Raw genomic sequence first — 23319 nt, 5'->3', positions numbered from 1 at the left:
TAAATTTTATTAATTAAACTTGATTTGGTATTTCACAGGCTTTATTTGAAATGCCATTTAAAAAAAGATCGACTATAAATTTTATATGTTCTTCTTGTTCTTTTTTACTCATAAGCTGGGAGTCTACTAAAACATTTAAAGTAAAATAAGGTTCTTTTAACATATTGCAAAAAGTGATAGCTAATCTTGCAGCATTATCTTTGATAAATTGATCTTTTTGTTTTGAAAAAAGATCTGCTAGAAGATTATGGGCAAAGAATTTTTGATTATCTTGCATCCAATTTTGAAGATAATTTATATTATAAACTTGAGAAAAAATAATTCTTCCCAAAGAAATCATTGAGACTGTATTATATATTTTAATAAAAACTCTAGCAAAAGAAATTAAATTTTCTTTTAATTCTTTATCTTCAGAAATATGAATTTGAGAGGCAATTAGCTTGAAATGTTTTTTGCAAACATCATTTAAAATTTCGAAAAATAAACCTTCTTTGCTTTGAAAACAATCATAAATATTAGAATAAGAGCCTCCAGAGATTTTTATAATATCGCTTAGGCTGACTTCTTGAAATCCTCGTGCTAAAAAAAGTTCACAAGCAACCTTTTTTATTCTATCTTTTCGAGCTAAATTTTTCTTAGAAAGCGTCTTGTTTGAATTCATTTAACCTCCTTAAAAATTGAGATTTTAGGATAAATAAAAATCGTTTTTCTAAAAATAACAATTTTGTTATCATCTTTAGCATAAGCTTTTATATGAAGTGGAAAAATAACATCTTTTTGATTATCATTGGCAAGTTTTTTTGTAGCCCTAATAATAACAATTTTTTTACTTTGTTCTCCGGCTTCAAGTTTAAAAGGTTTGCTTGGGCGAATAATTTCAATACCATTATCAATGCCTTCTAGTTTAGCTTCAAAATAATATTCATGATCTTTTATATCCGTGTTTTGAAATAAAAATGTATATGCATTTGAAACCTCTATATTGTCCCCTACGCGTGAAATTTGGTATAGTTCGCTACTTCGGTTGATATTTAAAAGCATATGTTCTTTTTTGCTACCCATAATAATTAAGATAGTTAAGATAATTCCAATAACAATTAAATATCCAATAGTTCTAAAGCGAAAATAATTAATTTTCTTATCTGTTTCTATTGATTTGATACTTGTCCAGTTGATTAAGCTTGGACGATTAAATTTATTTTGAATTTTAGAACAAGCATCGGCACATTCTAGACAATTAATACATTCAAGTTGCATTCCCGCTCTAATATCAATATGTGTTGGACACACGCTTACACAGGCTTCACATCCTATGCATTCTCCTTGAGGAGGTTTTTTATGAAGTTTAAATTTGCCATCAAAAATAACTCCACCACGTTTTTCATTATAAATTACTTGCATGGTATCGCGATCAAACATAACCGATTGTATTCTAGCATATGGACAAACATAGATGCAGAATTTTTCTGCAAAATAAGTAACATCAAGAGTAAAAAGTATACTTCCAAAAAATAAAATTCCTATTAAAAGAAAATGTTCATTAGGATTTTTTAAATATTCAAAATAGTCTTCTGGCGGAATAAAATACCAAAGTAAATTACTTATAGCAATTAAAGAAATAAGGTAAAATAAAATAACAGCAATAATTTTTTTAAAATATTGTCCAGGATATTCTTTTTGCTTATTATTGATATTTTTTCTAATTTTCAAAATTTTTGTTTGAATTAAATCTCTATAAATAACCCTAAAAATAGTTTGTGGGCAACTCCAAGCACACCAAATTCTACCACCTAATGTTGTTATAAAAAATATAAATAGAAAAAGAAGTATAAGAATAAAAGGCATAAGATAAAATTCTTGAGTGGAAAAAGAAATAAAAAATAAATTTAATTTAGCATGGATAAAGCTTAAAAGAAAAAAATGATTCCCATTAATTTCTATAAATGGTAAACTCAATGCAATAATACTAATAATAGCATAAATAATATAACGCCTTTTTGTGTAATTAGTAATAAAATTTTGCATTTATTCCCTTTTTTATGTTGTTTTTTATGCTATTATAATTTATAAAAACTAAAATAATTTTTAAATGTTTTCTAAGTTACCTTTAAATAAGAATTATTTAATGATAAATACTTTATAATCTTTCCCCTTAACAATAAAAATTTTTAAATTTTGTTAAGCAGAATTAAATTTATGAAAGGTGGTGAGGATAGTGCCAGGAATTAAGGTGCATCCTAACGAGTCTTTTGATGAAGCATATCGTAAATTCAAAAAACAAGTTGATAGAAATCTTGTTGTAACTGAAGTTAGAGCGAGAAGATTTTTTGAGCCTATGACTGAAATTCGTAAAAAGCAAAAAATTTCAGCACGTAAAAAAATGCTTAAAAGACTTTATATGCTTAGACGATACGAATCAAGACTTTAAAATCAAAAGCCTTTTAAGGCTTTTGATAAATTCTTTAAAATCTTATATCAAACTTTTTTAAATACAAAAATTATTTTAATACAAAAGAATGAATTTATTATTTTTTGTTAGAATTAATCATTAATTTTTGATTATTAGGTGCTAGATACTATGAAAAGAATTAAAAAAATTATACAAATTGGGATGATGAGTGGTTTAGCAGCTGTAGCAGGAGGTGCTTTAGTTGCTTGCAGTAATGATAATTCAGAGACTTCAAATCAAAATTCAAATATGAAGGGTGCTTTTGTTATTATAGAAGAAGTTGCTCCTGGTCAATATAAAATAAAAGATCAATTTCCTAGCGATGAAACTAGAGTGGTTTTGAAAGATTTAAATGGTACAGAACGAATTTTAAGCAAAGAAGAAATGGATATGCTTATAAAACAAGAAGCAGAAAAAATAGATAATGGAACATCTAATTTGACTCAAAGCAATCCTCAAATGAGCAGTGGCGGATTAAGTTTAGGTGAAACCTTGCTTGCGAGTGCTGCTGGAGCTATTATAGGAAGTTGGATAGGTTCAAAACTTTTTGGGAATCAAAATTTTCTTAATCAACAGCGAGGAGCTTTTACAAACCAAAGTGCTTACCAAAGAAGCGTAAATAGCTTTAATAAAGCAAGTACAAGCAAAGCTTCAAGTTCTTCTAAATCCGGTTTTTTTAAAGGTGGGCTTAAATCATCAAATTCTGGATTTGGTTCTTAAAGGAAGATTTATGAGATTGTTAAAAGTTGATAAGCTTCAAAAGGATTATTTAGAAAATATAGGTTTTTCTTGGCATACTGATGAAGATGGTAGTGATTATATTAGCGATACTTTAGTTTGCGTTAAAGAAAATGAAGCAAATGCTTATTATGAAGCATCTAATGAGCTTTATGATATGTTTATAGCGGCTGCACAAAATGTGATTGATAATGATCGTTTTGATGAGCTAGGTATTCCTTTTAATCTTGTAGAAGCTATTAAAATGAGTTGGGAAAATGATGTTCATTGGCATTTATATGGAAGATTTGATTTTGCTGGAGGCTTGGATGGAAAGCCTATTAAGCTTTTAGAATTTAATGCAGATACTCCAACAGCTCTTTTTGAGAGCGCAATTTTGCAATGGGCTATTTTAAAACAAAATAATATGGATGAAAATCATCAGTTTAATAATATTTATGAATGTTTAATGGAGAATTTTAAAAGACTGATTACGCTTGATGATGATACTAGTTTATTTCAAAATTATTATCAAGGCTGGAAAATTCTTTTTTCAAGTATAGCTGGAAACAAAGAAGAGGAAATTACAACGAAATTATTAGCTTATATTGCTAATGAAGCGGGATTTGAAACTAATTTTTCTTATGTAGATGAGGTTGAATTTAGCGATGAGGGTATTTTTAAAGATGGAATTAACTATGAATATTGGTTTAAACTGATTCCTTGGGAAGATATAGCAATAGAAGAAGGAGATCTTGCAATGCTTTTAACGCAGATCATGCGTAATCAAAAAGCTATCATTTTAAATCCTGCTTATACCTTGATATTCCAATCAAAAGGTATTATGAAAATTTTATATGAACTTTATCCTAATCATCCATTACTTTTAGAAACAAAAGATCAACCTTTGACTGGAAAAACTTATGTTAAAAAGCCAGTTTTTGGTAGAGAAGGAGCTAATATAAGCATTGTTAAGGGTGAACAAATTTTAAAAGAAAATGAAGGACCTTATGTAAACAATAAATTCATTTATCAAGAATATGTAGAATTAAATTCACATGAAAATGAGTTTTATCAAGCAGGAGTATTTTTTGCTTATGAGGGATGCGGTTTAGGTTTTAGAAAAGGTGGAATGATACTTGATAATTCTTCAAAATTTGTTGGACATATTATTAAGGAGTAAGCAATGAAATTAGTATGTTTAGATGCAGCAACTTTAGGAAATTATGATTTTAGTGTTTTTGAAAAATTCGGAGAAATTAAACTTTATGGTACAACCAAAAATAAAGAACAAACAATTGAACGTTTAAAAGATGCTGATATTGTTATGACTAATAAAGTAGTGATTGATAAAGAAATTATAGACGCTTCTTTTAATCTCAAACTTATATTAGAAACTGCTACAGGATTAAATAATATAGATGTTGATTATGCTAGAGAAAAAAATATTGTAGTAAAAAATGTAGCTGGATATTCTACAATGAGTGTTGTGCAACATACTTTTGCTTTAATTTTTGCTTTTTTAAATCATATTCCTTATTATGATCAATGGGTGAAAAATGAAAAATGGTGTAAAAGTCCTATTTTTACAGATTTTAGTAGAATTTTAACCAGTATAGAAGGTAAAAAACATGGTATCATAGGGCTTGGTTCCATAGGAAAAGAAGTTGCTAAAATTTCAAAAGCTTTTGGAGCTAAAATTTATTATTCTACTAGTGGAGCAAATGCAAATTCAGAATTTGAACGCTTGGAATTAGATGAGCTTCTAAAAAATTGCGATATTATAAGCATTCATGCCCCGCTCAATGATCAAACTATGAATTTATTAAATTTGGAAAAATTGGAATTATTAAAAGATGATGCGATTTTGATTAATGTTGGTAGAGGTGGTATTATAAATGAATTAGATTTAGCAAAAGTGATGGATCAAAAAAATATCAAAGTTGGGCTTGATGTATTAGAAAAAGAACCTATGCTAGAAAATCATCCACTTTTAAAAATTAAAAATAAAGATAATCTTATTATTACTCCGCATGTTGCATGGGCATCTAAAGAAGCTATTAATATTTTAATGAATAAGGTTTATGAAAATCTTAATGAATGGATAAAAAATGGCAAGTGAACATAGTTTTGATATTTCTGCAGCGATTGATAAACAAGAACTTAAAAATGCTTTTGAACAGGCAAAAAAAGAATTGGATTCAAGATATGATTTAAAGGGTATTAAAACTGAAATTCAATTCAATGAAAAAGACAGTATTTTTAAGCTCAGTTCCTCAAGTGAATCAAAGCTTGATGTTTTAAAGGATATTGTTATTTCTAAACTTATTAAAAGAGGTATTAATTCTAGTGCCATTAAAGAACTCTCTCGCGAAAATGGAGCTATGTTTCACTTAAATTTAAAGGCAAATGATTCCATAGATAGTGAAAATGCTAAAAAAATCAATAAGGCTATAAAAGAGAGCAAATTGAAGGTAAATTCTTCAATTAGAGGAGATGAAATTCGTGTTGTAGGAAAACAAATTGATGATTTACAAGTTGTGATGAAAATTGTTCGTGAGCTTGATCTTGAGTTAAATATCAGTTTTAAAAATTTGAAATAAGGTTTAAAATTTTGAAAAAAGTATTTGTTTTCTTTTTAATATTATTGTTTTTTAATGCTTGTGCTATCAAAAATCAAAATAATTTTAGTCAAAGCATAGCAATAACTATCAATTCTCCATTTCTTAAAATGAGTGATTTTGGATTTTTAATAAAAGAAAATCAAGCTTTAAATTTAGAGGTTTATCATTTAGGTCAAGCTTTTTTTAATTTAAAAATTAAAGATAAGATCTGTCTAAATGCCGTATGTTATGATAAAAGAGTTTTTAATAAAAAATTTTTTAAAAATGAATATTATGATGATATCTTAAGTGATATTTTAAATGCAAAACCATTATGGCAAGGAAAAAAAATACAAAAAACCACTGATGGATTTAAACAAAATTTAAAAGCAAAAAATTATGAAATTTTTTATGAAGTTTCTAAAAATAAAATCATTTTTTTTGATAAAGTTTCACGTATAAAAATCATTTTAAATTATCAAGGATAAAAATTTTGAAATTTTTTTTATTTTTATTTTGTATAATCAGTCTACTTTTTTCTAAAAACTATAAAGGAGAGGTATTTTTTTATAATTTAAAAGACAAGCAAATTTTTGCTATAATCTATGAAAATGCACCTTTTATACCTGTATTTGATAAAGATATTAATCAAACGAGTCCTAGTTTTATAGTTTTAAGTGATCTTAATACGAGTATAGAAATTCCTATTTTTAAAATTTCAAATGTTTGGAAAGACGGGGATAATATTTATAAAATTAATGATGCCAAAGAGTTAATATTGGATAATAAAAAAATTAAAGCTCAAAAACTAGGTTTTGCAAATTTGTATCTTTTTGAAGATCAAAATAATATTAAAATAAAGAGCTGTTTAGATTTTTTAAAAAATGATGAATTTAATAAAATTCATCAACGAAGTAACAAAGAATTTGATTTTGAACAAATTATTCAAAAGCCTATATTTTTAAAAGATGGAAAATTAAGTTTTCAAGAGCAATATTATTTTTATAAAGATGATATGGAGCGTCCAATTTTAGAACTTAATAATTTTATTTATGATATGAAAAAAAATGCTTTTATTCATTTAAGTCAATTGTATGATTTAAAAAATCATCGATTTTTAGATCTTTTGCATCAAAAACTTAAAAATTTTTGTGCAGAATGTTTTGAAGATATTGAAAAAATGGATTTTAATGATAATTTTTTATTAACTCCTTATGGGGTTAAAGAATGCTATTTGCCTTTTGAAAATCATTTTTTAGATGAAAATATTTGTATCGATTTTTCCAATAAAGAAATAGAGGAATTTAAAAAATAATGTTAAAGCTTAAGGAATTTCTAAATCTAAAAACTATAGAAAAAACTCAAATTTATAAAGAACTTAAGTGTTCTAAAAATGAAGCTTTGATTTTAAGAGAGCTTTGTAAAAATTATGTTATTTCCGTTGCCTCTGTAAATGCATTTACTCTATTATCTAGTATTTTTGGTATGGAAAAATATGCGTATTTAGATGTTTTAGGAGATTTAAAAAAACTTATAGAAAGAGGTTTTGTTAATCAAAATTCTAGCTTTTTCAAAAATATTGAAAGCAATAAAAATCAAACTTTGAGTTTAAATTTATTACAGTGTGAATTAAGTTTAAGTGAATATTTTTTAGAATTTTTAGAATCAAAATCTAATAATTTAGATTTTAGTAAAAAAGAAGCTTATGCTGATTATTTAGAATATCTTAAAGATGAATTTATACGAGTTGAGCTTTATGAAAGATTGAGTTTTATTAGAAAAAGTGCTTATAATAGTGAATTAAAGGAACAAATTAAACTTTGTGAAGACTATATTAAGGAGCGTTTGAAAAAAAGTAAATTTTATAATGTTTTAGCTGATATTTTTAAGGAATTCAATCTTAATCAAAAAGAACAAATTATTTTTTTAACACTTTTAAGAGAAGAATATTTATTGAGTAATGAAAATTCTACTTTTAGAGAAATGAACTTTTTATTGTCTCTTATAAGTGAAGATGAACTTGACAAGCATAAAAATAAAAGATTACTTCAGGAAAATTCTCCACTTTTAAATTTAATAGAATATGATGAGTATTTAAATTCTTTCGGAGATATTTCAAAAAGTTTTTTTATTACGGATGAAATTTTGCAAAGGGTTATTAATTTTGAACCAAAACAAAGCAAAAAGGTTAAAATTGAAAATGTTTTAAAAGATCAAGATATTTTTGAATTAATAGAACCAAGGGTTAATATTAATGATATTATTATGCCTGAAAATACTAAAGAGCTTTTGCAAAGTATTCTTAAGCAACAAGATAAAAAAGTACTTGAAAGATTAAATTTATGGGGAATAAAAAACAATAAAAATATAGAGGCTAAGATTATTTTTTATGGGCCTCCTGGTACGGGAAAAACTATGTCAGCACTAGCTATGGCTAAATCAATGAAAAAATCGGTTCTTAGCTTTGATTGTTCTAAAATTCTTAGCAAATGGGTTGGAGAGAGTGAACAAAATGTTAGAAAAATTTTTGATACTTATAAGAATATAGTACAAACTTGTAAACAAAGTCCTATTTTATTACTAAATGAAGCTGATCAATTTTTAAGCACAAGAATTGAAAGTAGTGCAGGAAGTGATAAAATGCATAATCAAATGCAAAATATTTTTTTAGAGCAGATTGAGCGTTTTAATGGAGTAATTATTGCAACTACAAATTTTTTAGAAAATTTGGATATAGCATTCTCTAGGAGATTTGATTATAAAATAGAATTTAAAAAGCCTGAATTTAAAGATAGATTGAAAATGTGGGAAAAATTTTTACCTAAAAAAGCCGAATTTGATAGAAAATTTGATATTAATATTTTAGCTAATTATGAATTAAGTGGAGCTCAAATATTAATGATTATTAAAAATACAGCTTTAAAAGTTGCAATTTCTAAAGAAGGAATTTTTTATATGCAAGATTTTTTAGAAAGTATACAAAAAGAACTTAATTCTAGTTTTGACAAAAGTAAGATCGTAGGTTTTTAATATAGCGTAAAATAAAATAAATCATTGACAAGATTAAAGCACTCCATTCCCAAAACATAGGGATTTTAGGACTTAAAAAATAATGATAACTTGCGATGATTAAACATAAATATCCTAATTTTCTTATTTTATATATTTTTTTAAAGAAATTAAAAGAACTTAAAAACATTAAACAAATAATAATAAAAGCCACAAATCCAGTTGTCTCTAAAAAATGATATAAGATGTCATTAAATAATCTATAAATTTGAGCATTTCTATCAAAAATAAAATAATTTAAAAAATGGATAATACTCCAAAAAGTTGCAGAAAATCCCAAAAATTTGGGATAATTTTTTGTTGATTTGAATTTAAATAAAGAAAAAAACAAACTTAAATTAAAAAATATTAAAGCAAAAATTCCTGTATTAAAATAAATTTCTTTTACAAAATCAAAAGCTCTAAAAATGTTATAAAAAGAATAAATCAAACTTGCCAAGAAAGCTATAAAAGCGATAAAATTAAAATATTTACGCATTAGAAATTAACCTTTAGATCCATACCTTTGTAAAGTTTTGCAACTTCTTTTTCATATCCATTAAACATCAAAGTAGGTTTTGTGAAAAAATCACCTAAAGCTCTTTCATTTGCTTGAGACCACCTTGGATGGGATACATTTGGATTAACATTAGCGTAAAAACCATATTCATTTGGGGCATAATTTTGCCAAGTTGTGCGAGGTTGTTTTTCTACAAATTCAATTTTTACAATAGACTTGATACTTTTAAAACCATATTTCCAAGGAACAACTAAACGTATAGGGGCGCCATTTTGTGGTTTTAAAGGTTTTTTATACATTCCTACAGCAAGTAAGGTTAATGGATGCATTGCTTCATCCATTCTAAGTCCTTCAACATAAGGATAATCTATAGTTGGAAAAAGTGCATTTTGATCAGAAAATTGATTTTTGTCTAAAAGTGTTGTAAATTTAACAAATTTAGCTTTTTGGGTAGGTTTTACCTTTTCTATTAGTTGACGCAATTCAAAACCAATCCAAGGAACTACCATAGACCAAGTTTCAACGCAACGAAATCGATAAATTTTTTCTTCCAAGGGAAATTTTAATATATCTTCCATGCTTAAAATTATTGGCTTTTCAACTTCTCCACTTATTTCGATTTTCCAATTTTGAGTATTAAAATTCTGAGCTAGAGCAACAGCCTTTCGCTTATCAGTAGAAAATTCATAAAAATTAACATAATTTATTGCTAACTCTTCATCGCTTACTTTTAGATTGTTAAGATTTTTATCTTCAATAAAATTAAAAGCAGAAAGTTTAGAGCCAATTAAAGTTGAGCTAACAAGAGCTCCAATGCCTAATTTTAAAAATTCTCTTCTTTTTTGATATAAATATTGGGGTGTAATATGCATAATTTTTCCTTATTAAAAATTTTTATTATTAAAGCATATTAGAGCTAATATAAGATTATTTTTAGGTTATTTTGTCAAGTTCTAGATTATAAAGAATTTCTCCACATAATTCTTTATAATTATTTGATAGTTTTAATTTTGAAATTTCTTGCATAAGAATTTGCACTTCTAGTTCTTTAAGTTTTGCAAGTTCGCGTTTAAAATTTTGATCTTTTGGATATAATAAAGAGTATTCTTTTAAAATGATTTCGTAAATATTAAAAGACCCATCAATAAGATAATTAATCGCTTTGTCAAGATGTTGATTGTAATCTTTTAAATTAAGAGAATTAAGAACCATGATGCAAAGGTGGATCATTGCTAGGTGAAAGTAATTAAGACATCTTTCTGGAAGAGTTAAAATATCGCTTTTTTTAAAATGATCTAAATTTTGAAAATTCTCTATTGAAAATTTATATCCAAAGCTTTCATCAATACTAGATATAATAATTTGGAGTTTTTGATCTTCATTAAGTTTTTGTCTAAAGGCTACAAAATAGCCTAAAGCTTTATAAAACATTTCAAAAAAAATAATATGTTTGTTTTCTCTTAAGCAAGAAAGATTAAGACTTTTTGGTGCTATAGAGTACTGTTGCATATATTTTTGAACTTTTAAGGCAATTTTATTTCTTATACCTGTTAAGTAATTAAAATCTTTTTGTTTTAAAATTTGATGATAAAAAAACACAAAATCTTTAATTAAAATTCGATTGTTTTTTTCAAAAGAAATAGTTGAATCCACGCTAATAAATTGGTTATAAAGATTAAAATAATCACATTCTAATTGTTGATAATTCAATACTTTATCCCGCACTTTTGATAAAATTCTTTCAAGGCTTTTTCCTTATCGGGTTGAGTTTTAATCCATTCTTCAAAATTTTTACAAATATCCCATTCTTTTTTTTGATTATTTTCATAAATTCGATCTATATTTTCTTCATTTATTTTTTCTTTACTCATCTTATATGCCTCAAAATCTTTTCACAAATTGCTTTAGGATTTTTATCTTTATATATAGGACGTCCTATAACTATAAAATCACTTTTATTTTCTTTAGCTGTTTCTAAATTTGCTACTCGTTTTTGATCATCATTATTTTCTCCAAAAGGACGAATACCTGGTGTTAATGTTAAAAAATTTGGATGAGTATTATTTTTAATATTTTTACTTTCAAAAACAGAACATACCATTCCATCAAGTTTATTTTGATAAGACATTTTGGCAAAATTAATTACAGCATCGTTAATACTTTGTTTATAAATATTGAAAAAGTTTTCTTCATCAAAGCTAGTGAGTGCAGAAACAGCTAAGACTAAAGGACGTTTAGGGAGTTTATTAAGTCGGTTCATCACTTCTTGCATCGCTATATTTCCAACGCTTGCGTGGATATTAATCATATCAACCCCAAGTTTGGCAATTTCCTCACAAGCATCCGCAGTTGTATTAGGAATATCGTGAATTTTTAGATCCAAAAAGATTTTAAAATCATCTATTTTTTTTAACTCTTCTATAAATTTAAAACCATCTCTTAGATAAGCTCTTAGGCCTATTTTAAGCCAAAGATCTAAACCTTTTAATTCTTTGGCTATATTAAGACATTCTTCTTTGGTAGCAAGATCTAAAGCAACACATAATTTCATTTTTTAGCCTTAATTAATGAATCTAAAACTCCGTTGATAAATTTAGGAGAGCTATCATTGGCTAATTCTTTGGCTAATTCTATTGCTTCATTGATTATGATTGCGCTTGGTGTATCTGTAAAAAGTAACTCATAAGCTCCAAGTCTTAATATAGCCCTTTCTATATATCCTAACTTTTCAATTTTATTTTCATTAAGATGAATATTTAATTTTTCATCAATATCATAAAGATTGTGAATAATGCCTTGGTATAAATTCAAAGTAAATTTTTTTTGATCATTACGAATTTTTTTTTCATCTAGATAATCATTGATAAAATGTTCATTTCTTTCATTTATTTCTAAAGCATAGAGCAAAGAAATGACACTTTGTCTGACTTGATGACGTGTTGCCATTAAATTTCCTTACTTAAATTAAGCATTTCTATAACTGTAACCATAGCTTCAAAACCTTTATTTCCAGCTTTACTACCTGCTCTTTCTATAGCTTGTTCTATAGTATCTGTTGTAAGAACACCAAAACTTACAGGAATATTATGATTTAAGCTTATATTAGCGATACCTTTTGTAGTTTCTGCTGCAACATAATCAAAATGCGGAGTTGAACCTCTAATAACAGCACCTATACAACAAATTGCATCAAATTTCTGACTTTCTATAGCTTTTTTTAAAATAAAAGGAAGTTCAAAAGCGCCAGGAACAAGAATAAGGCTTAAATTTTCTTCTTTACCCCCATGTCTTAAAAAAGCATCTTTTGCACCTTCGACAAGACGATCGGTAATAATATGATTGAATCTTGCATTAATAATTGCAATTTTTTCATTAGAATTAAGATTGAGTTTTCCTTCAATAATTTTCATTAAATATCCTTTATAATATTTTGTATTTGTAAAAGTGTTTCGACACAATTTTTAAGGCGTGAAATATCTAGCATATTTGGTCCATCGCATAGAGCTTCGCAAGGATTGATATGGGTTTCAAAGAAAAATCCATCTACGCCAACTGCTGCTGCTGCTCTTGCTAAAGGTTCTACAAATTCGCTTTTTCCTCCACTTTTTCCATTAGCAGCTCCTGGCATTTGAACACTATGAGTTGCATCAAATACAACAGGTGCAAATTCACGCATAATGACTAAAGATCTCATATCTACAACTAAATTTCCATATCCAAAGCTAGAGCCTCTTTCAGCAACAAAAACTCCATTTTGTTTAGCTATTTCATAACCTTCTTTATTTATACTTCTAGTTTGAAGAATTTTTTTAACACTATATTTAATGTCACTTGGATTTAGAAACTGTCCTTTTTTAATATTAACTTTTGATCTAGTTTTTCCAGCTGCAACAAGCAAATCAGTTTGACGGCATAAAAATGCTGGAATTTGAAGTACATCAGCAACTTCACTTACAATTGATGCTTGAAAACTTTCGTGGATGTCGGTTAAAATTTTCATATTAAATTCATTTTTAACACTTTCTAAAATTTTAAGCCCTTCCTCGATTCCAGGGCCACGAAAAGAGTCAATACTTGTGCGATTAGCTTTATCAAAGCTAGATTTAAAATAAAATTCTATATTTTTATTTTCATTAAAAATTTTAAGTTGTTCAGCGACTTTAAATACTAAATCTTTACTTTCTATAACGCAAGGACCAGCAATTAATATCATTTTTTTCATTTTTTTCCTTTTACGACTAAAATTAATCCTCCACAAATTATTCCTATTATACCTAAAAAAACCATAGCACTTGGTAAATTATCACCCAAAATTAATCCAACAATTAAACTAAAAATGACATCAAAATAACTAACGCCTGCAACAATACCAGCTTGTTTAGCTATTCCATAAGCTTTGGTTACATGAATTTGATAAATGGTTCCTAAAATTCCCATAATTAAAATAATTATCCATGATTTTAAACTGGGCATGATAAATGGAGCTAAGATAAAATCCATATGTAAAGAGTGAAAATTAAAAAATTCAGCCCCTATCATTGAAAGTAAAGGCATGAGCGTACCAAGAAAAATAAACGAAAATGCAATTTGTTCCGTGGTATAAGATTTTCTAAGTTTTCTTACGCTTGTGAGTGCTAATGCTGCTAAAAAACCACTTGTGATACCTATGATAGAGTTTTTTAAATCAAAACCTGAATGATAAGCTTTATCAGCCCAAGGTTGGGTAATTAAGAGCATGCCTAAAAAAGCTATAACAATTCCCATCCAAGCTTTTTTTCCTATGCTTTCTTTGAAAACAAAAAAAGCAATGAGTGTGATAAAAATAGGTGCTGTTTTTTGAAAGGCAAAGGCTCCGCCTAGGGTGATATTTGAGATATTATAAAAAAACATATAAAGTGAAAGTGTGCCTGCAACACCTCTAAATACTAAAAGCCAAAAATGTCCACCTTCTTTATGAACTTTCGATCGTTTTGATAACCAAAGTAAAAATACAACTCCTATAATATTTCTAAAAAACATAATTTCAATAGAACTCATTTCTTTGCTTAAAATTTTAGCACAAGCTCCCATAAGTGTAAAATCTAAACATGCTAAAAGCATAAAATAAATTCCTAGGTTGTGTTTAATAAGTTTTCGCATTTTTATTCCTTTAGGGACAAACTTGAAAAATGGATTAATTCTAGTCTTTTTTGCTTAATATTAAGGCAAATTTTATATAATTTTCCTTAAAAAATTTCATTTAAAAATAGGAAAAAAATGCAAAGCATTATATTGATAGGAAAACCTAATGTTGGAAAATCAAGTCTCTTTAATCGGATGGCAAAAAGAAGAATAGCAATTACAAGTGAAATTTCTGGCACAACAAGGGATACAAATAAAACTGAAGCTTGTATTGGTTCTAAAAGTGCTTTTATTATTGATAGTGGAGGACTTGATGAAAGTGATGAGCTTTTTAGAAATGTTAAGAAAAATACCTTAAAGGTTGCCAAAGAAAGCGATATTATTCTTTATTTGGTTGATGGAAAATTAGCTCCAGATGAAGAAGATAGACGCTTTTTTTATTCTTTAAAAAAATTAAATAAACCATTGGCTTTAGTTATTAATAAAGTAGATAATAAAAAAGATGAAGAAAGAGCATGGGAATTTTCAAATTTTGGTGTAAAAGAAATTTTTAATATTTCAGTAACTCATAATGTTGGACTTGACGAGCTTTATAATTGGTTGGAGCAATTTTTAAATGAAACTAGTTTAACTCCTGATGAAGAGCAAGATTTGGAGGATTTTTTAGAACATTATGATGAAAATAAACAAGAAATACAATTTAAAGAAGTAGATCAAAACCATATTAGAATAGGAATTGTTGGTCGTGTTAATGTTGGAAAATCAAGTCTTTTAAATGCATTAGTTAAGCAAGAACGTAGTGTTGTTAGTAGTATTGCTGGAACTACAATTGATCCTGTAAATGAAACTATAGTTTATCAAGATAAAACAATAGAATTTGTAGATACTGCAGGCATTAGAAAGCGTGGAAAAATTCAAGGATTGGAAAGATTTGCTTTAAATCGTACAGAAAAAATTTTACAAAATTCTCAAATCGCACTATTAGTTTTAGATGCAGATGAGGGTTTTAATGAGCTTGATGAAAGAATAGCAGGGCTTATCGCTAAATATTATTTAGGTGTTATTATAGTTTTAAATAAATGGGATAAAAGTCAATTTGATTTTGATAAAGTGGTTAAAGAATTAAAACTTGATCGTTTTAAATTTTTAGCTCATGCGCCTATTGTGAGTGTTTCGGCTTTAAGTGGAAAAAGAGTACATGTGATACTTGATAAAATTTTGCAAGTTTTTGAAAATTTTATACAAAAAATTCCAACCTCAAAACTTAATAATTTAATTGAAAGTGCAACTAAAGCACATCCATTGCCACATGATTATGGAAAATTGGTTAAAATTTATTATGCTGTACAATATGATATTGCTCCGCCAAAAATTGCTTTAATTATGAATCGCCCTAAGGCCTTGCATTTTAGTTATAAACGTTATTTGCAAAATAAAATCAGAAAAGAATTTAATTTTGAAGGAGTGCCTTTAATCATTGCTTCACGTAAAAAAGGAAGCAGGGAAAATGATGAGGGATAATATTGTTTTTATTGGTTTTATGGGATGTGGAAAAAGCACTATGGCAAGAAAATTGGCTATAGAATTGGATCGAATTTTTTTAGATAGTGATTTGTTAATTGAGGCAAAATTTAATCAAAGTATCAATGAAATTTTTGAAAATAAGGGAGAATATTTTTTTAGAGAGCAAGAACAAAAGTTAGCTGATTTTTTTATCCTTTGTCAAAATACTTGTATTGCAAGTGGTGGTGGTTTTATTAATGTGAAAAATTTAGAAAAAATAGGATTGAGTATTTATTTAAGGGCTGATTTTGAGTATTTAAAAAAACGTTTAAATAAGGACGAAATTGCTAAAAGACCCTTATTTTTTGATGAAATTAAAGCAAAAAAGTTATATAATGAAAGAATAAAAATTTATGAAAATAAAGCTGATGTCATATTGGATATTGAAAATAAAAGTATTGATGAGCTTATAAGAGAATTGAAAAAGGTAGTTAAATGAGAGTATTAACCGGAATTCAGCCTAGTGGAGATTTACATATAGGAAATTATTTTGGCGCAATTAAGCAAATGATAGACACCCAAAATACAAGTGAGATGTTTATATTTATTGCTAATTATCATGCCATGACTTCTTTACAAAACGGAGAAAAATTAAAAGAAAATTCCCTCAAAGCTGCTGCAGCTTTTTTGAGTTTTGGTATAGATCCACAAAAAAGTATTTTTTGGCTACAAAGTGATGTGAAAGAAGTTATGGAACTTTATTGGATTTTATCACAATTTACACCTATGGGTTTGTTAGAGCGTGCACATAGTTATAAAGATAAAATTGCCAAAGGGCTTAGCGCTTCTCATGGGCTTTTTTCTTATCCTGTTTTAATGGCGGCTGATATTTTACTTTTTGATACTCAGCTTGTTCCTGTGGGTAAAGATCAAATTCAGCATGTAGAAATTGCACGAGATATCGCTTTAAAAGTAAATAATGAATGGGGAGAAATTTTTATTTTACCTGAAGCTAAAATCAATGAAGAACTCGCTGTTATTGTAGGTACTGATGGATCTAAAATGAGTAAATCGTATAAAAACACTATAGATATTTTTAGCGATGATAAAACCTTAAAAAAGCAAATTTCATCAATAATAACAGATAGTACTGCTTTAGAAGATCCTAAAAATCCTGAAGAATGCAATGTTTTTAAAATAGCAAAATTGTTTTTAGATGATGTAGGGCAAGAAAATTTAAGAAATCGTTATTTAAAAGGAGGCGAAGGATATGGACATTTTAAAATGTATTTAAATGAATTAGTGATTGATTATTTTAAAGAAATAAGAGAAAAATATAATGAACTTTTAAATAAACCTTCTTATTTAAAAGAGATTTTGGATTTTGGTGCGAGTAAAGCAAGAAAAGTTGCTCAAGAAAAAATGCAAAAAATTTATACTAAAATAGGCTTATGAGGGGTGCAAAATGCTTGATTTAAAAAAATTGCAAAATCAATTTGATGAGGTGAGTCAAAAGTTAAAAAATAAAAAAGCTGATGAGGAAACGTTAAAAAAATTAGCTGATTTATTTGCATTATTAAAAAAAGAAAAAATAATTTTAGAGGAGCTTCAAGCTTTTCAAAATAAATTTAGCAAAGAGCTTGCAAGTGCACAAGATAAAGAAGAACTAAGAACAAAATTGAGTGAAAATAAAATTAAAATCAATGAGCAAAATCAAAAAGTAAATGTTTTGGAAAATGAGCTTGAAAATATTGCCCATGCTATTCCAAATATTCCAGATGATATCGTTCCTGTGGGTGAGGATGAAGATGAAAATGTAGAAATTAAAAAAGTTCTTACTCCACCAAATTTTGATTTTAAACCAAAAGAGCATCACGATTTAGGTGAAAGTTTAGATTGGCTTGATTTTGCTAGAGGGGTTAAAATTTCTGGAAGTCGATTTTGTGTGCTTAAAAATGAAGGTGCTTTATTGAGTAGAGCTTTAGTGAATTATATGATTGATTTTAATAGAAGTCGTGGTTTTGATTTTGTTAATGTGCCTTATTTGGTCAATAGTGCTACCATGTTTGGAACTGGACAATTGCCAAAATTTAAAGATGATATGTATAAAGTAGATGATGAAGATTTATATCTTATTTCAACCTCTGAAATTCCAGTAACTAATCTTTATAGTGGAGAAATTTTAGCAAGTGAAAGTTTGCCAATAAAAATGACTTGTTATAGTGCTTGTTTTAGAAAAGAAGCAGGTAGTGCAGGGCGTGATACAAGAGGAATTATTCGTCAGCATCAGTTTGAAAAAGTGGAGCTTGTAAGCATTACTAAACCTGAACAAAGTGATAGTGTGTTTAATGAAATGGTAGAATGTGCTAGTGATTTACTAAGTTCTTTAGGTTTAGCTCATAGACACTTGATGCTTTGTACAGGAGATTTAGGTTTTAGTGCTGCAAAGACCATTGATCTTGAGGTTTGGATTCCTTCTCAAAATAAATATCGAGAAATTAGTTCTGTATCTAATTGTCGTGATTTCCAAGCAAGACGTGCCAAAATTCGTTATAAAAATGAGCAAGGCAAAAATGAATTAGTTCATACTTTAAATGGATCTTCATTAGCGGTAGGTAGAACCTTAGTTGCTATTATGGAAAACTATCAAGATAGAGAAGGAAAAATTATTATTCCTGATGTTTTAAGAAAATACTTTTAAAGAAAATAAATGGCAGAAAAAGAAGATATAGTATTAGAAAAATCAGAAGACGATTTAAATAATAAAGAAAGACTTGATGAGAGTTTAGGAGAATTTAAGGGGCAAGAAGGGCAAGCTCCTGATGATGAAGAGTTTGTTTCTTTATCCGAAGAATCCAATGAAGATGATACAGGTTTTAGTTTTACAAGAGAAAGCGCACCTGAAGAATTTTCATCTTTTGAAAAAACTCAAAATCAAGAATTAATCCCTTGGTATAAAGATAGAAAATTTATGTCTCTTGTTGGACTTTCTTTGATTATTATTTGTGTTTTGGTTTTTACTTTAACTTATTTAGTTTTCAATGAAGGAAATATTAAAGCAGATATTATAGCTTCAAAACCAGTTGAAAAATCTGAAATTGTTCCAGATGAATCTTATAAATATGAAGATATGGCTAAAGTAGATGCTATGATACAAAAGGCTAATGCACTCTATCTTAAAGGCGAAATTCAGCAATCTTTGAAATTATATAAGCAAATTGCAGTTTATAATGAGTCTTTATCTAATTATAATTTAGGTGTTTCTCAAATGAATGAAGGAAAACTGCAGGAGGCTTTTGAAAGTTTTAAAAAAGCTATAGCTAGCGGTGAAAATCAAACTGTATCTGCTATTAATGCTGCAGTATGTGCTTTAAAGCTTAATGATGAAGAAAAATTTAAATATTATATTGATTTAGCACAAGTTTATCTTCCTAAAGAAGGAAAATCAAAATTATATAATTATTATTTAGCTTTGATAGATTATTATAAAGGATATTATCCAGAAGCTTTGCAAATGTTTCAGCAAGTAAACATCGATCCTTATAATGATATTTCTAAATATTTATCGGCTAAAATTTATGCCAAGATGGATTTTGATACTAAGGCCGTGCAGCAACTAAATTCACAAGGAAATTTTGAACCTAGTCTTTCTTTAGGTCTTTTATATGCTAGAATGGGAGAATATGATAAAGCTAAAGCCTCTTTAAGTACTGCTATGAAAATTGATAGAGACTTTAATCAAAGTTTAGCAGCTTTAAGTCTTGTTGATATTAAAACAGGAAATTATCAAGATATGCTTATGCGTCTACAAAATGCTTATAAAAAAGAGGAAGATCAATATAAAATTTTAGATCGATATAAAATTAAAGTACGATTAAATAATGATTTATTTAATATTGCTATAGCGCAAAGTCATTTTTCTAAAGATTTATTGAAAAATTTAAAAAATCAGTTTGATTTACTTTTTTATTATGCTCCTTATCAGGTTTTTGATTCTAAACAGGCATCATTGTATATAGAAAAAGCTAATATTACAAATTTTGTAGATGATAGTGCAGATTCTGGAGGATATTTGGCAACGAGCAATGTTTTATCTTCTACAAATGTAAAAATTGCCAATATTATTAATCATGCCCTAAATCAACAATTAAGACTTGCTAATGAAGAATTTCAACAATTGTTAAAAAACTATCCAGAACATAGTATTTTACAATATAATTTAGCATTATCTTATGCCCAAATGCAAAATTACGAATTAGCCTATAAATACTTTTTTAGCTCCTATCATTTAAATCCTAAAAATTATCTAGCAGGAGTTTTTGCTTTATTTTGCGCTAAATTAAATGATTTGGATACAACTAAACTTTATAATGAAATTGTTGAAAATATGGGTGCTGATACAAATTTTAAAGCAAATATGCAAAAAAGTATGCTATTTTTGGTTAAAAATGATTATGTTTCAATGCTTCCATATTTAGATGAAAAAACTTCTAATACTCCTTTAAGTTTAATGTTTAAGGCAATTATTGCTAAAAATAATAATCTTAGCAATCGAATGGATGTTGAAATAGCTAAATTAAGATCACAACTACCAGAAGATATTATTGCAAATATTTTATATTTTAATTCTTTAAATTCTAACCTTAATATTAAAGAATATGCCCAAAATGCACAAATTCATTTTAAAAATTTAAAACTTGATTATCGTAGCGTTTTTGGAGGTCCTAATATTGCAAGAGAATTCTATGTTGATTTGATGCATGTATCTGGAATTTTAAATTTAGAAAGAAATAAATTTAAAGAATTGATGAATACTTCTAAATTTGAAAGCGAAAGTATAATACAAACTCTGGCGTATTTAGATATTTTTGCTAAGCAATTTGAAGAATCTTACGCGCTTTATAACATTTTAATTGATGATTATAAAATTAAGGATACTAGAACTTTATTTTTAGCTTCAGTTGCAGCCATAGGGGCAAACAATCCAAATTCAGCTATAGCATTATTGCAACTTTCGAAATTAACCGATAAAAATAATAAAGAAAGTAAAGCTGCTCTAGGTTTACTTTATCAAGAAGTACAAAATTATGAAGCTGCTATCAATCAGTATAAAACATTACCAAATAATTTTAAGAGTAAATTTTTTACTTTTGATATTAAAAATTAAAGATGTTTAAAAAATATTTAAACATCTTTATAGATTAAGCTTGAAGATCTAAAGTTTTTCCCCCGAGTTCGTCAATGCGATCAGTAACTTTTTTAATTGCTGCATCCATTGTATCTTGGCTGATTTGAGGAAGCTTTTCACCCCACATTTTTTCTGCTTGCTCAAATCCTTTTTTTATCCCATCAAGCCCCTCTTTAAGTTTATCAACATCGTTTCCTGCTCCGTTGATGACAAAATCAGCAATACGATTTGCCGTATTATCAACACCAAAAAACCCATCTTCGCTTATAAGCTGCTTTAATTCATCGGTGTTCATTGAAAGTGGATTTTTACCACTATAACCTAAAGATGCAAAATCAATATTAGAAAGAATAGATTTTGCGGTGTCTAAATTTCCTCCATTTAATAGGCCTTCAATTCCAGCTTGAGTACCGCTTGTACCAAAAACTTCATTCATGGTTTGTTGTTGAAACTGAACCATATAAATTTGGGTAATACCTTTTCCTCCAAGTGAGCTTAGTTTTTCAAGAGTATCTTTATTGATATCTTTACTTGAGCTAGCACTTTGAAGATTTGCATCTTTGGTATTTTTTTTAGTATCTTCATCTGCCTTTTTATTGCTAACTTGGGTTTGAGTCATGCTAGCGATATTTGAGTAAGTATTCACTTGCATTTTTGCTCCTTAATAGTGAGGTTATATTTTATATCGACTTTTTTAATAAAATTTTTATATTATTTAAAAACTATTTTAAATAATAAGATATTTGTTCTTTTTCAAGTATTCTAATAAGATTACTTGTGCCTTCTACTCCTGTTGGAAAACCTGCTGTTAATATATAACATTGATCTTCATTAATAAAATCTTTTTCTACACCTAGTTTAACTGTGTTTTTTATTAATTCGGTTAAATGATCACTTTTATTAACCAAAATAGCTGGATTAACTCCCCATACTATACTTAATAAGTTAAGAGTTTTTTCCGAATGAGCTACAGCTATAATATCCATGCTAGGTCTATATCTAGAAATTTTCATTGCTGATTTTCCGCTACTTGTAAGAGAAAAAATTGCATCAGCGTTTAAATCTTTGGATAAATTTGCACTTGAACGCATTATTTTATCTGTATTGTCTAAATTTTCAAAATCATTAAATTTATTATAAGGATAATTTTTTTCTGTTTCTATGATGGTTTGGCACATGATATCAACAGCATTAGCAGGATCTATGCCTACAGCACTTTCTTCGCTAAGCATTACAGCATCACTGCCATCTAATACTGCATTTGCCACATCCGAAATTTCAGCTCTTGTAGCGGTTTTGCTTTTTGCTAAAGAAAAAAGCATTTGAGTGGCTGTAATAACTGGTTTTGAAGCATTATTAGCTTTATGAATAATCTCTTTTTGAATATTTGGAACTTTATAATAAGGTACTTCAATACCCAAATCACCGCGTGCCACCATAATACCATCACTAGAATCAATGATTTCATCTATATTTTCAACCGCATCAAATTTTTCAATTTTGGCAAAAATAGCTATTTTCGCATTATGTTTTGTTAAAATTTCCCGCACTTCATTAATATCATGAGCATTTTGAACGAAAGAAATAGCAAGAAAATCAACTCCATTTTCTATCCCCCAAATCAAATCATTTTTATCTTTTTGAGTGATTACATCAATATTAATTTTTGTATTTGGAAAATTAATACCTTTATTTGAATTTAAAAAACCATCATTTTCAATAAGAGTTTGAATTTTCTCAGAATCAATACTAATTACTTTAGCACGAATAGAGCCATCATACAAATAAATATAATCGTCAATTTTTAGCATATTTAAAATTTCTCTTTGATTGATGCTAAGTTTGTAATGATTATCTTTAATTTTATCTCCTAAAATTGTTTCATAATAAAAATCAAGCCTATCTCCTTTTTTTAATTCAAAAGGAGTTTTCAATTCTCCTGTTCTAATTTTTGGACCACTTATATCTTGTAAAATTCCTATTCTAGTATTGAGTTCTTTGGCAACTTTACGTATAGTTTTAAGATTATTTTTATGATACTCATGAGTTCCATGAGAAAAATTTAATCGGAAGACATTAACACCATTGATAATCATTTGACGTAAAACATCTTCGCTTTCACTTGCTGGTCCAACAGTTGCTACGATTTTTGTTTTTTTAAGCATGAATA

24 protein-coding genes and 1 pseudogene are annotated in these 23319 nt (G+C 27.4%); 13 read left to right on the top strand and 12 right to left on the bottom strand.

Annotated elements, in window-relative coordinates; all coding sequences use genetic code 11:
* Window positions 1-13 precede the first annotated feature (13 nt).
* Window positions 14-661 (bottom strand): TetR/AcrR family transcriptional regulator, encoded by a 648-nt coding sequence (locus tag ACD570_RS07385; RefSeq protein ID WP_417904278.1) that lies wholly within the window; start codon window positions 659-661, stop codon window positions 14-16.
* Complete coding sequence (gene ccoG / locus ACD570_RS07380; protein ID WP_337202713.1) at window positions 658-2025, bottom strand: cytochrome c oxidase accessory protein CcoG; 1368 nt, start codon at window positions 2023-2025, stop codon at window positions 658-660. Before ccoG ends, ACD570_RS07385 begins: the two co-directional genes overlap by 4 nt.
* A gap of 190 nt (window positions 2026-2215) precedes the next feature.
* On the opposite strand from ccoG, the gene rpsU reads away from it, so the two are divergent.
* From rpsU to ACD570_RS07340, 8 genes are all read left to right on the top strand, one after another.
* Complete coding sequence (gene rpsU, locus ACD570_RS07375) at window positions 2216-2428, top strand: 30S ribosomal protein S21 (protein ID WP_002780697.1); 213 nt, start codon at window positions 2216-2218, stop codon at window positions 2426-2428.
* 150 nt (window positions 2429-2578) lie between these two features.
* Window positions 2579-3169, top strand: a complete 591-nt coding sequence (locus ACD570_RS07370) for a UPF0323 family lipoprotein (protein WP_200282005.1) — start codon at window positions 2579-2581, stop codon at window positions 3167-3169.
* Window positions 3170-3179: 10 nt separating this feature from the next.
* Window positions 3180-4349: a glutathionylspermidine synthase family protein gene (locus tag ACD570_RS07365; RefSeq protein ID WP_337198487.1), complete on the top strand. Its 1170-nt coding sequence runs from the start codon at window positions 3180-3182 to the stop codon at window positions 4347-4349.
* A 3-nt stretch (window positions 4350-4352) separates the two neighbouring features.
* The gene (locus tag ACD570_RS07360; protein WP_417904277.1) at window positions 4353-5288 is read left to right on the top strand and encodes a D-2-hydroxyacid dehydrogenase; all 936 of its coding nucleotides are present in this window, start codon (window positions 4353-4355) and stop codon (window positions 5286-5288) included.
* Window positions 5278-5769: a YajQ family cyclic di-GMP-binding protein gene (locus ACD570_RS07355; protein ID WP_200281998.1), complete on the top strand. Its 492-nt coding sequence runs from the start codon at window positions 5278-5280 to the stop codon at window positions 5767-5769. Before ACD570_RS07360 ends, ACD570_RS07355 begins: the two co-directional genes overlap by 11 nt.
* Window positions 5770-5780: 11 nt before the next feature.
* A complete protein-coding gene (locus ACD570_RS07350; RefSeq protein WP_200281996.1) occupies window positions 5781-6257 on the top strand; it encodes a hypothetical protein in 477 nt (158 codons plus the stop codon).
* A gap of 5 nt (window positions 6258-6262) precedes the next feature.
* Entirely contained in the window at window positions 6263-7084 is an 822-nt protein-coding gene (locus ACD570_RS07345; RefSeq protein WP_239820379.1) for a hypothetical protein, read from the top strand.
* Entirely contained in the window at window positions 7084-8799 is a 1716-nt protein-coding gene (locus ACD570_RS07340) for an ATP-binding protein (protein ID WP_337214344.1), read from the top strand. The genes ACD570_RS07345 and ACD570_RS07340 overlap by 1 nt, the downstream gene beginning before the upstream one ends.
* Here ACD570_RS07340 and ACD570_RS07335 read toward each other — a convergent pair.
* The 8 genes and pseudogenes from ACD570_RS07335 to ACD570_RS07300 all read right to left on the bottom strand — a co-directional run bounded on the left by ACD570_RS07335 (window position 8765) and on the right by ACD570_RS07300 (window position 14476).
* Window positions 8765-9316, bottom strand: a complete 552-nt coding sequence (locus ACD570_RS07335; protein ID WP_417904276.1) for a sulfite oxidase heme-binding subunit YedZ — start codon at window positions 9314-9316, stop codon at window positions 8765-8767. The two genes, ACD570_RS07340 and ACD570_RS07335, sit on opposite strands and share 35 nt — an antisense overlap.
* Complete coding sequence (gene msrP, locus ACD570_RS07330; protein ID WP_417904275.1) at window positions 9316-10209, bottom strand: protein-methionine-sulfoxide reductase catalytic subunit MsrP; 894 nt, start codon at window positions 10207-10209, stop codon at window positions 9316-9318. Before msrP ends, ACD570_RS07335 begins: the two co-directional genes overlap by 1 nt.
* A gap of 61 nt (window positions 10210-10270) precedes the next feature.
* Entirely contained in the window at window positions 10271-11047 is a 777-nt protein-coding gene (locus ACD570_RS07325; RefSeq protein WP_337198490.1) for a hypothetical protein, read from the bottom strand.
* Window positions 11044-11888: pseudogene (gene pyrF / locus ACD570_RS07320) on the bottom strand (orotidine-5'-phosphate decarboxylase). The gene ACD570_RS07325 and the pseudogene pyrF overlap by 4 nt, the downstream one beginning before the upstream one ends.
* A complete protein-coding gene (gene nusB, locus ACD570_RS07315; protein WP_239820382.1) occupies window positions 11885-12283 on the bottom strand; it encodes a transcription antitermination factor NusB in 399 nt (132 codons plus the stop codon). Before nusB ends, pyrF begins: the two are co-directional and overlap by 4 nt.
* The gene (ribE, locus tag ACD570_RS07310; protein WP_200282614.1) at window positions 12283-12747 is read right to left on the bottom strand and encodes a 6,7-dimethyl-8-ribityllumazine synthase; all 465 of its coding nucleotides are present in this window, start codon (window positions 12745-12747) and stop codon (window positions 12283-12285) included. Before ribE ends, nusB begins: the two co-directional genes overlap by 1 nt.
* Window positions 12747-13559, bottom strand: coding sequence for a 3-deoxy-8-phosphooctulonate synthase (kdsA, locus tag ACD570_RS07305; protein ID WP_239820383.1), 813 nt, complete (start codon window positions 13557-13559; stop codon window positions 12747-12749). Before kdsA ends, ribE begins: the two co-directional genes overlap by 1 nt.
* On the bottom strand, window positions 13556-14476 hold the full coding sequence (locus ACD570_RS07300) for a DMT family transporter (RefSeq protein WP_417904274.1): 921 nt from the start codon (window positions 14474-14476) through the stop codon (window positions 13556-13558). Before ACD570_RS07300 ends, kdsA begins: the two co-directional genes overlap by 4 nt.
* Before the next feature lie 117 nt (window positions 14477-14593).
* On the opposite strand from ACD570_RS07300, the gene der reads away from it, so the two are divergent.
* From der to ACD570_RS07275, 5 genes are read left to right on the top strand one after another with little or no spacing between them, the layout of a single operon-like run.
* Complete coding sequence (gene der / locus ACD570_RS07295) at window positions 14594-15979, top strand: ribosome biogenesis GTPase Der (RefSeq protein ID WP_337196488.1); 1386 nt, start codon at window positions 14594-14596, stop codon at window positions 15977-15979.
* A complete protein-coding gene (locus ACD570_RS07290; RefSeq protein ID WP_200282625.1) occupies window positions 15966-16460 on the top strand; it encodes a shikimate kinase in 495 nt (164 codons plus the stop codon). The genes der and ACD570_RS07290 overlap by 14 nt, the downstream gene beginning before the upstream one ends.
* On the top strand, window positions 16457-17416 hold the full coding sequence (gene trpS, locus ACD570_RS07285; RefSeq protein WP_200282628.1) for a tryptophan--tRNA ligase: 960 nt from the start codon (window positions 16457-16459) through the stop codon (window positions 17414-17416). The genes ACD570_RS07290 and trpS overlap by 4 nt, the downstream gene beginning before the upstream one ends.
* Before the next feature lie 10 nt (window positions 17417-17426).
* Entirely contained in the window at window positions 17427-18662 is a 1236-nt protein-coding gene (gene serS, locus ACD570_RS07280; protein WP_337206900.1) for a serine--tRNA ligase, read from the top strand.
* Between the two features lie 9 nt (window positions 18663-18671).
* Window positions 18672-21128 carry a tetratricopeptide repeat protein gene (locus ACD570_RS07275; protein ID WP_200282633.1) on the top strand — a complete coding sequence of 819 codons (2457 nt, stop codon included), beginning with the start codon at window positions 18672-18674 and terminating at the stop codon, window positions 21126-21128.
* A gap of 34 nt (window positions 21129-21162) precedes the next feature.
* On the opposite strand, the gene ACD570_RS07270 is transcribed toward ACD570_RS07275, so the two are convergent.
* Together ACD570_RS07270 and pyk are read right to left on the bottom strand one after the other, a co-directional pair.
* A complete protein-coding gene (locus tag ACD570_RS07270; protein ID WP_239820389.1) occupies window positions 21163-21801 on the bottom strand; it encodes a hypothetical protein in 639 nt (212 codons plus the stop codon).
* A gap of 70 nt (window positions 21802-21871) precedes the next feature.
* Window positions 21872-23314: a pyruvate kinase gene (gene pyk / locus ACD570_RS07265; protein WP_239820390.1), complete on the bottom strand. Its 1443-nt coding sequence runs from the start codon at window positions 23312-23314 to the stop codon at window positions 21872-21874.
* Window positions 23315-23319 lie beyond the last annotated feature (5 nt).

It is taken from the genome of Campylobacter sp. LH-2024 (assembly GCF_048270605.1).
GTDB lineage: Bacteria > Campylobacterota > Campylobacteria > Campylobacterales > Campylobacteraceae > Campylobacter_D > Campylobacter_D molothri.
This window is presented reverse-complemented; position numbering and strand designations above follow the sequence as displayed.

Excerpts from the sequence above, each read along its gene's own strand:
- ACD570_RS07385 (WP_417904278.1), bottom strand. The coding sequence starts at position 661 with ATGAATTCAAACAAGACGCTTTCTAAGAAAAATTTAGCTCGAAAAGAT.
- serS (WP_337206900.1), top strand. The coding sequence starts at position 17,427 with ATGCTTGATTTAAAAAAATTGCAAAATCAATTTGATGAGGTGAGTCAA.
- ACD570_RS07275 (WP_200282633.1), top strand. The coding sequence starts at position 18,672 with ATGGCAGAAAAAGAAGATATAGTATTAGAAAAATCAGAAGACGATTTA.
- ccoG (WP_337202713.1), bottom strand. The coding sequence starts at position 2,025 with ATGCAAAATTTTATTACTAATTACACAAAAAGGCGTTATATTATTTAT.
- ACD570_RS07335 (WP_417904276.1), bottom strand. The coding sequence starts at position 9,316 with ATGCGTAAATATTTTAATTTTATCGCTTTTATAGCTTTCTTGGCAAGT.
- kdsA (WP_239820383.1), bottom strand. The coding sequence starts at position 13,559 with ATGAAAAAAATGATATTAATTGCTGGTCCTTGCGTTATAGAAAGTAAA.
- nusB (WP_239820382.1), bottom strand. The coding sequence starts at position 12,283 with ATGGCAACACGTCATCAAGTCAGACAAAGTGTCATTTCTTTGCTCTAT.
- ACD570_RS07300 (WP_417904274.1), bottom strand. The coding sequence starts at position 14,476 with ATGCGAAAACTTATTAAACACAACCTAGGAATTTATTTTATGCTTTTA.
- ACD570_RS07355 (WP_200281998.1), top strand. The coding sequence starts at position 5,278 with ATGGCAAGTGAACATAGTTTTGATATTTCTGCAGCGATTGATAAACAA.
- ACD570_RS07360 (WP_417904277.1), top strand. The coding sequence starts at position 4,353 with ATGAAATTAGTATGTTTAGATGCAGCAACTTTAGGAAATTATGATTTT.
- ACD570_RS07270 (WP_239820389.1), bottom strand. The coding sequence starts at position 21,801 with ATGCAAGTGAATACTTACTCAAATATCGCTAGCATGACTCAAACCCAA.
- ACD570_RS07340 (WP_337214344.1), top strand. The coding sequence starts at position 7,084 with ATGTTAAAGCTTAAGGAATTTCTAAATCTAAAAACTATAGAAAAAACT.
- ACD570_RS07365 (WP_337198487.1), top strand. The coding sequence starts at position 3,180 with ATGAGATTGTTAAAAGTTGATAAGCTTCAAAAGGATTATTTAGAAAAT.
- ACD570_RS07290 (WP_200282625.1), top strand. The coding sequence starts at position 15,966 with ATGATGAGGGATAATATTGTTTTTATTGGTTTTATGGGATGTGGAAAA.
- ribE (WP_200282614.1), bottom strand. The coding sequence starts at position 12,747 with ATGAAAATTATTGAAGGAAAACTCAATCTTAATTCTAATGAAAAAATT.
- pyk (WP_239820390.1), bottom strand. The coding sequence starts at position 23,314 with ATGCTTAAAAAAACAAAAATCGTAGCAACTGTTGGACCAGCAAGTGAA.
- der (WP_337196488.1), top strand. The coding sequence starts at position 14,594 with ATGCAAAGCATTATATTGATAGGAAAACCTAATGTTGGAAAATCAAGT.
- trpS (WP_200282628.1), top strand. The coding sequence starts at position 16,457 with ATGAGAGTATTAACCGGAATTCAGCCTAGTGGAGATTTACATATAGGA.
- msrP (WP_417904275.1), bottom strand. The coding sequence starts at position 10,209 with ATGCATATTACACCCCAATATTTATATCAAAAAAGAAGAGAATTTTTA.
- ACD570_RS07370 (WP_200282005.1), top strand. The coding sequence starts at position 2,579 with ATGAAAAGAATTAAAAAAATTATACAAATTGGGATGATGAGTGGTTTA.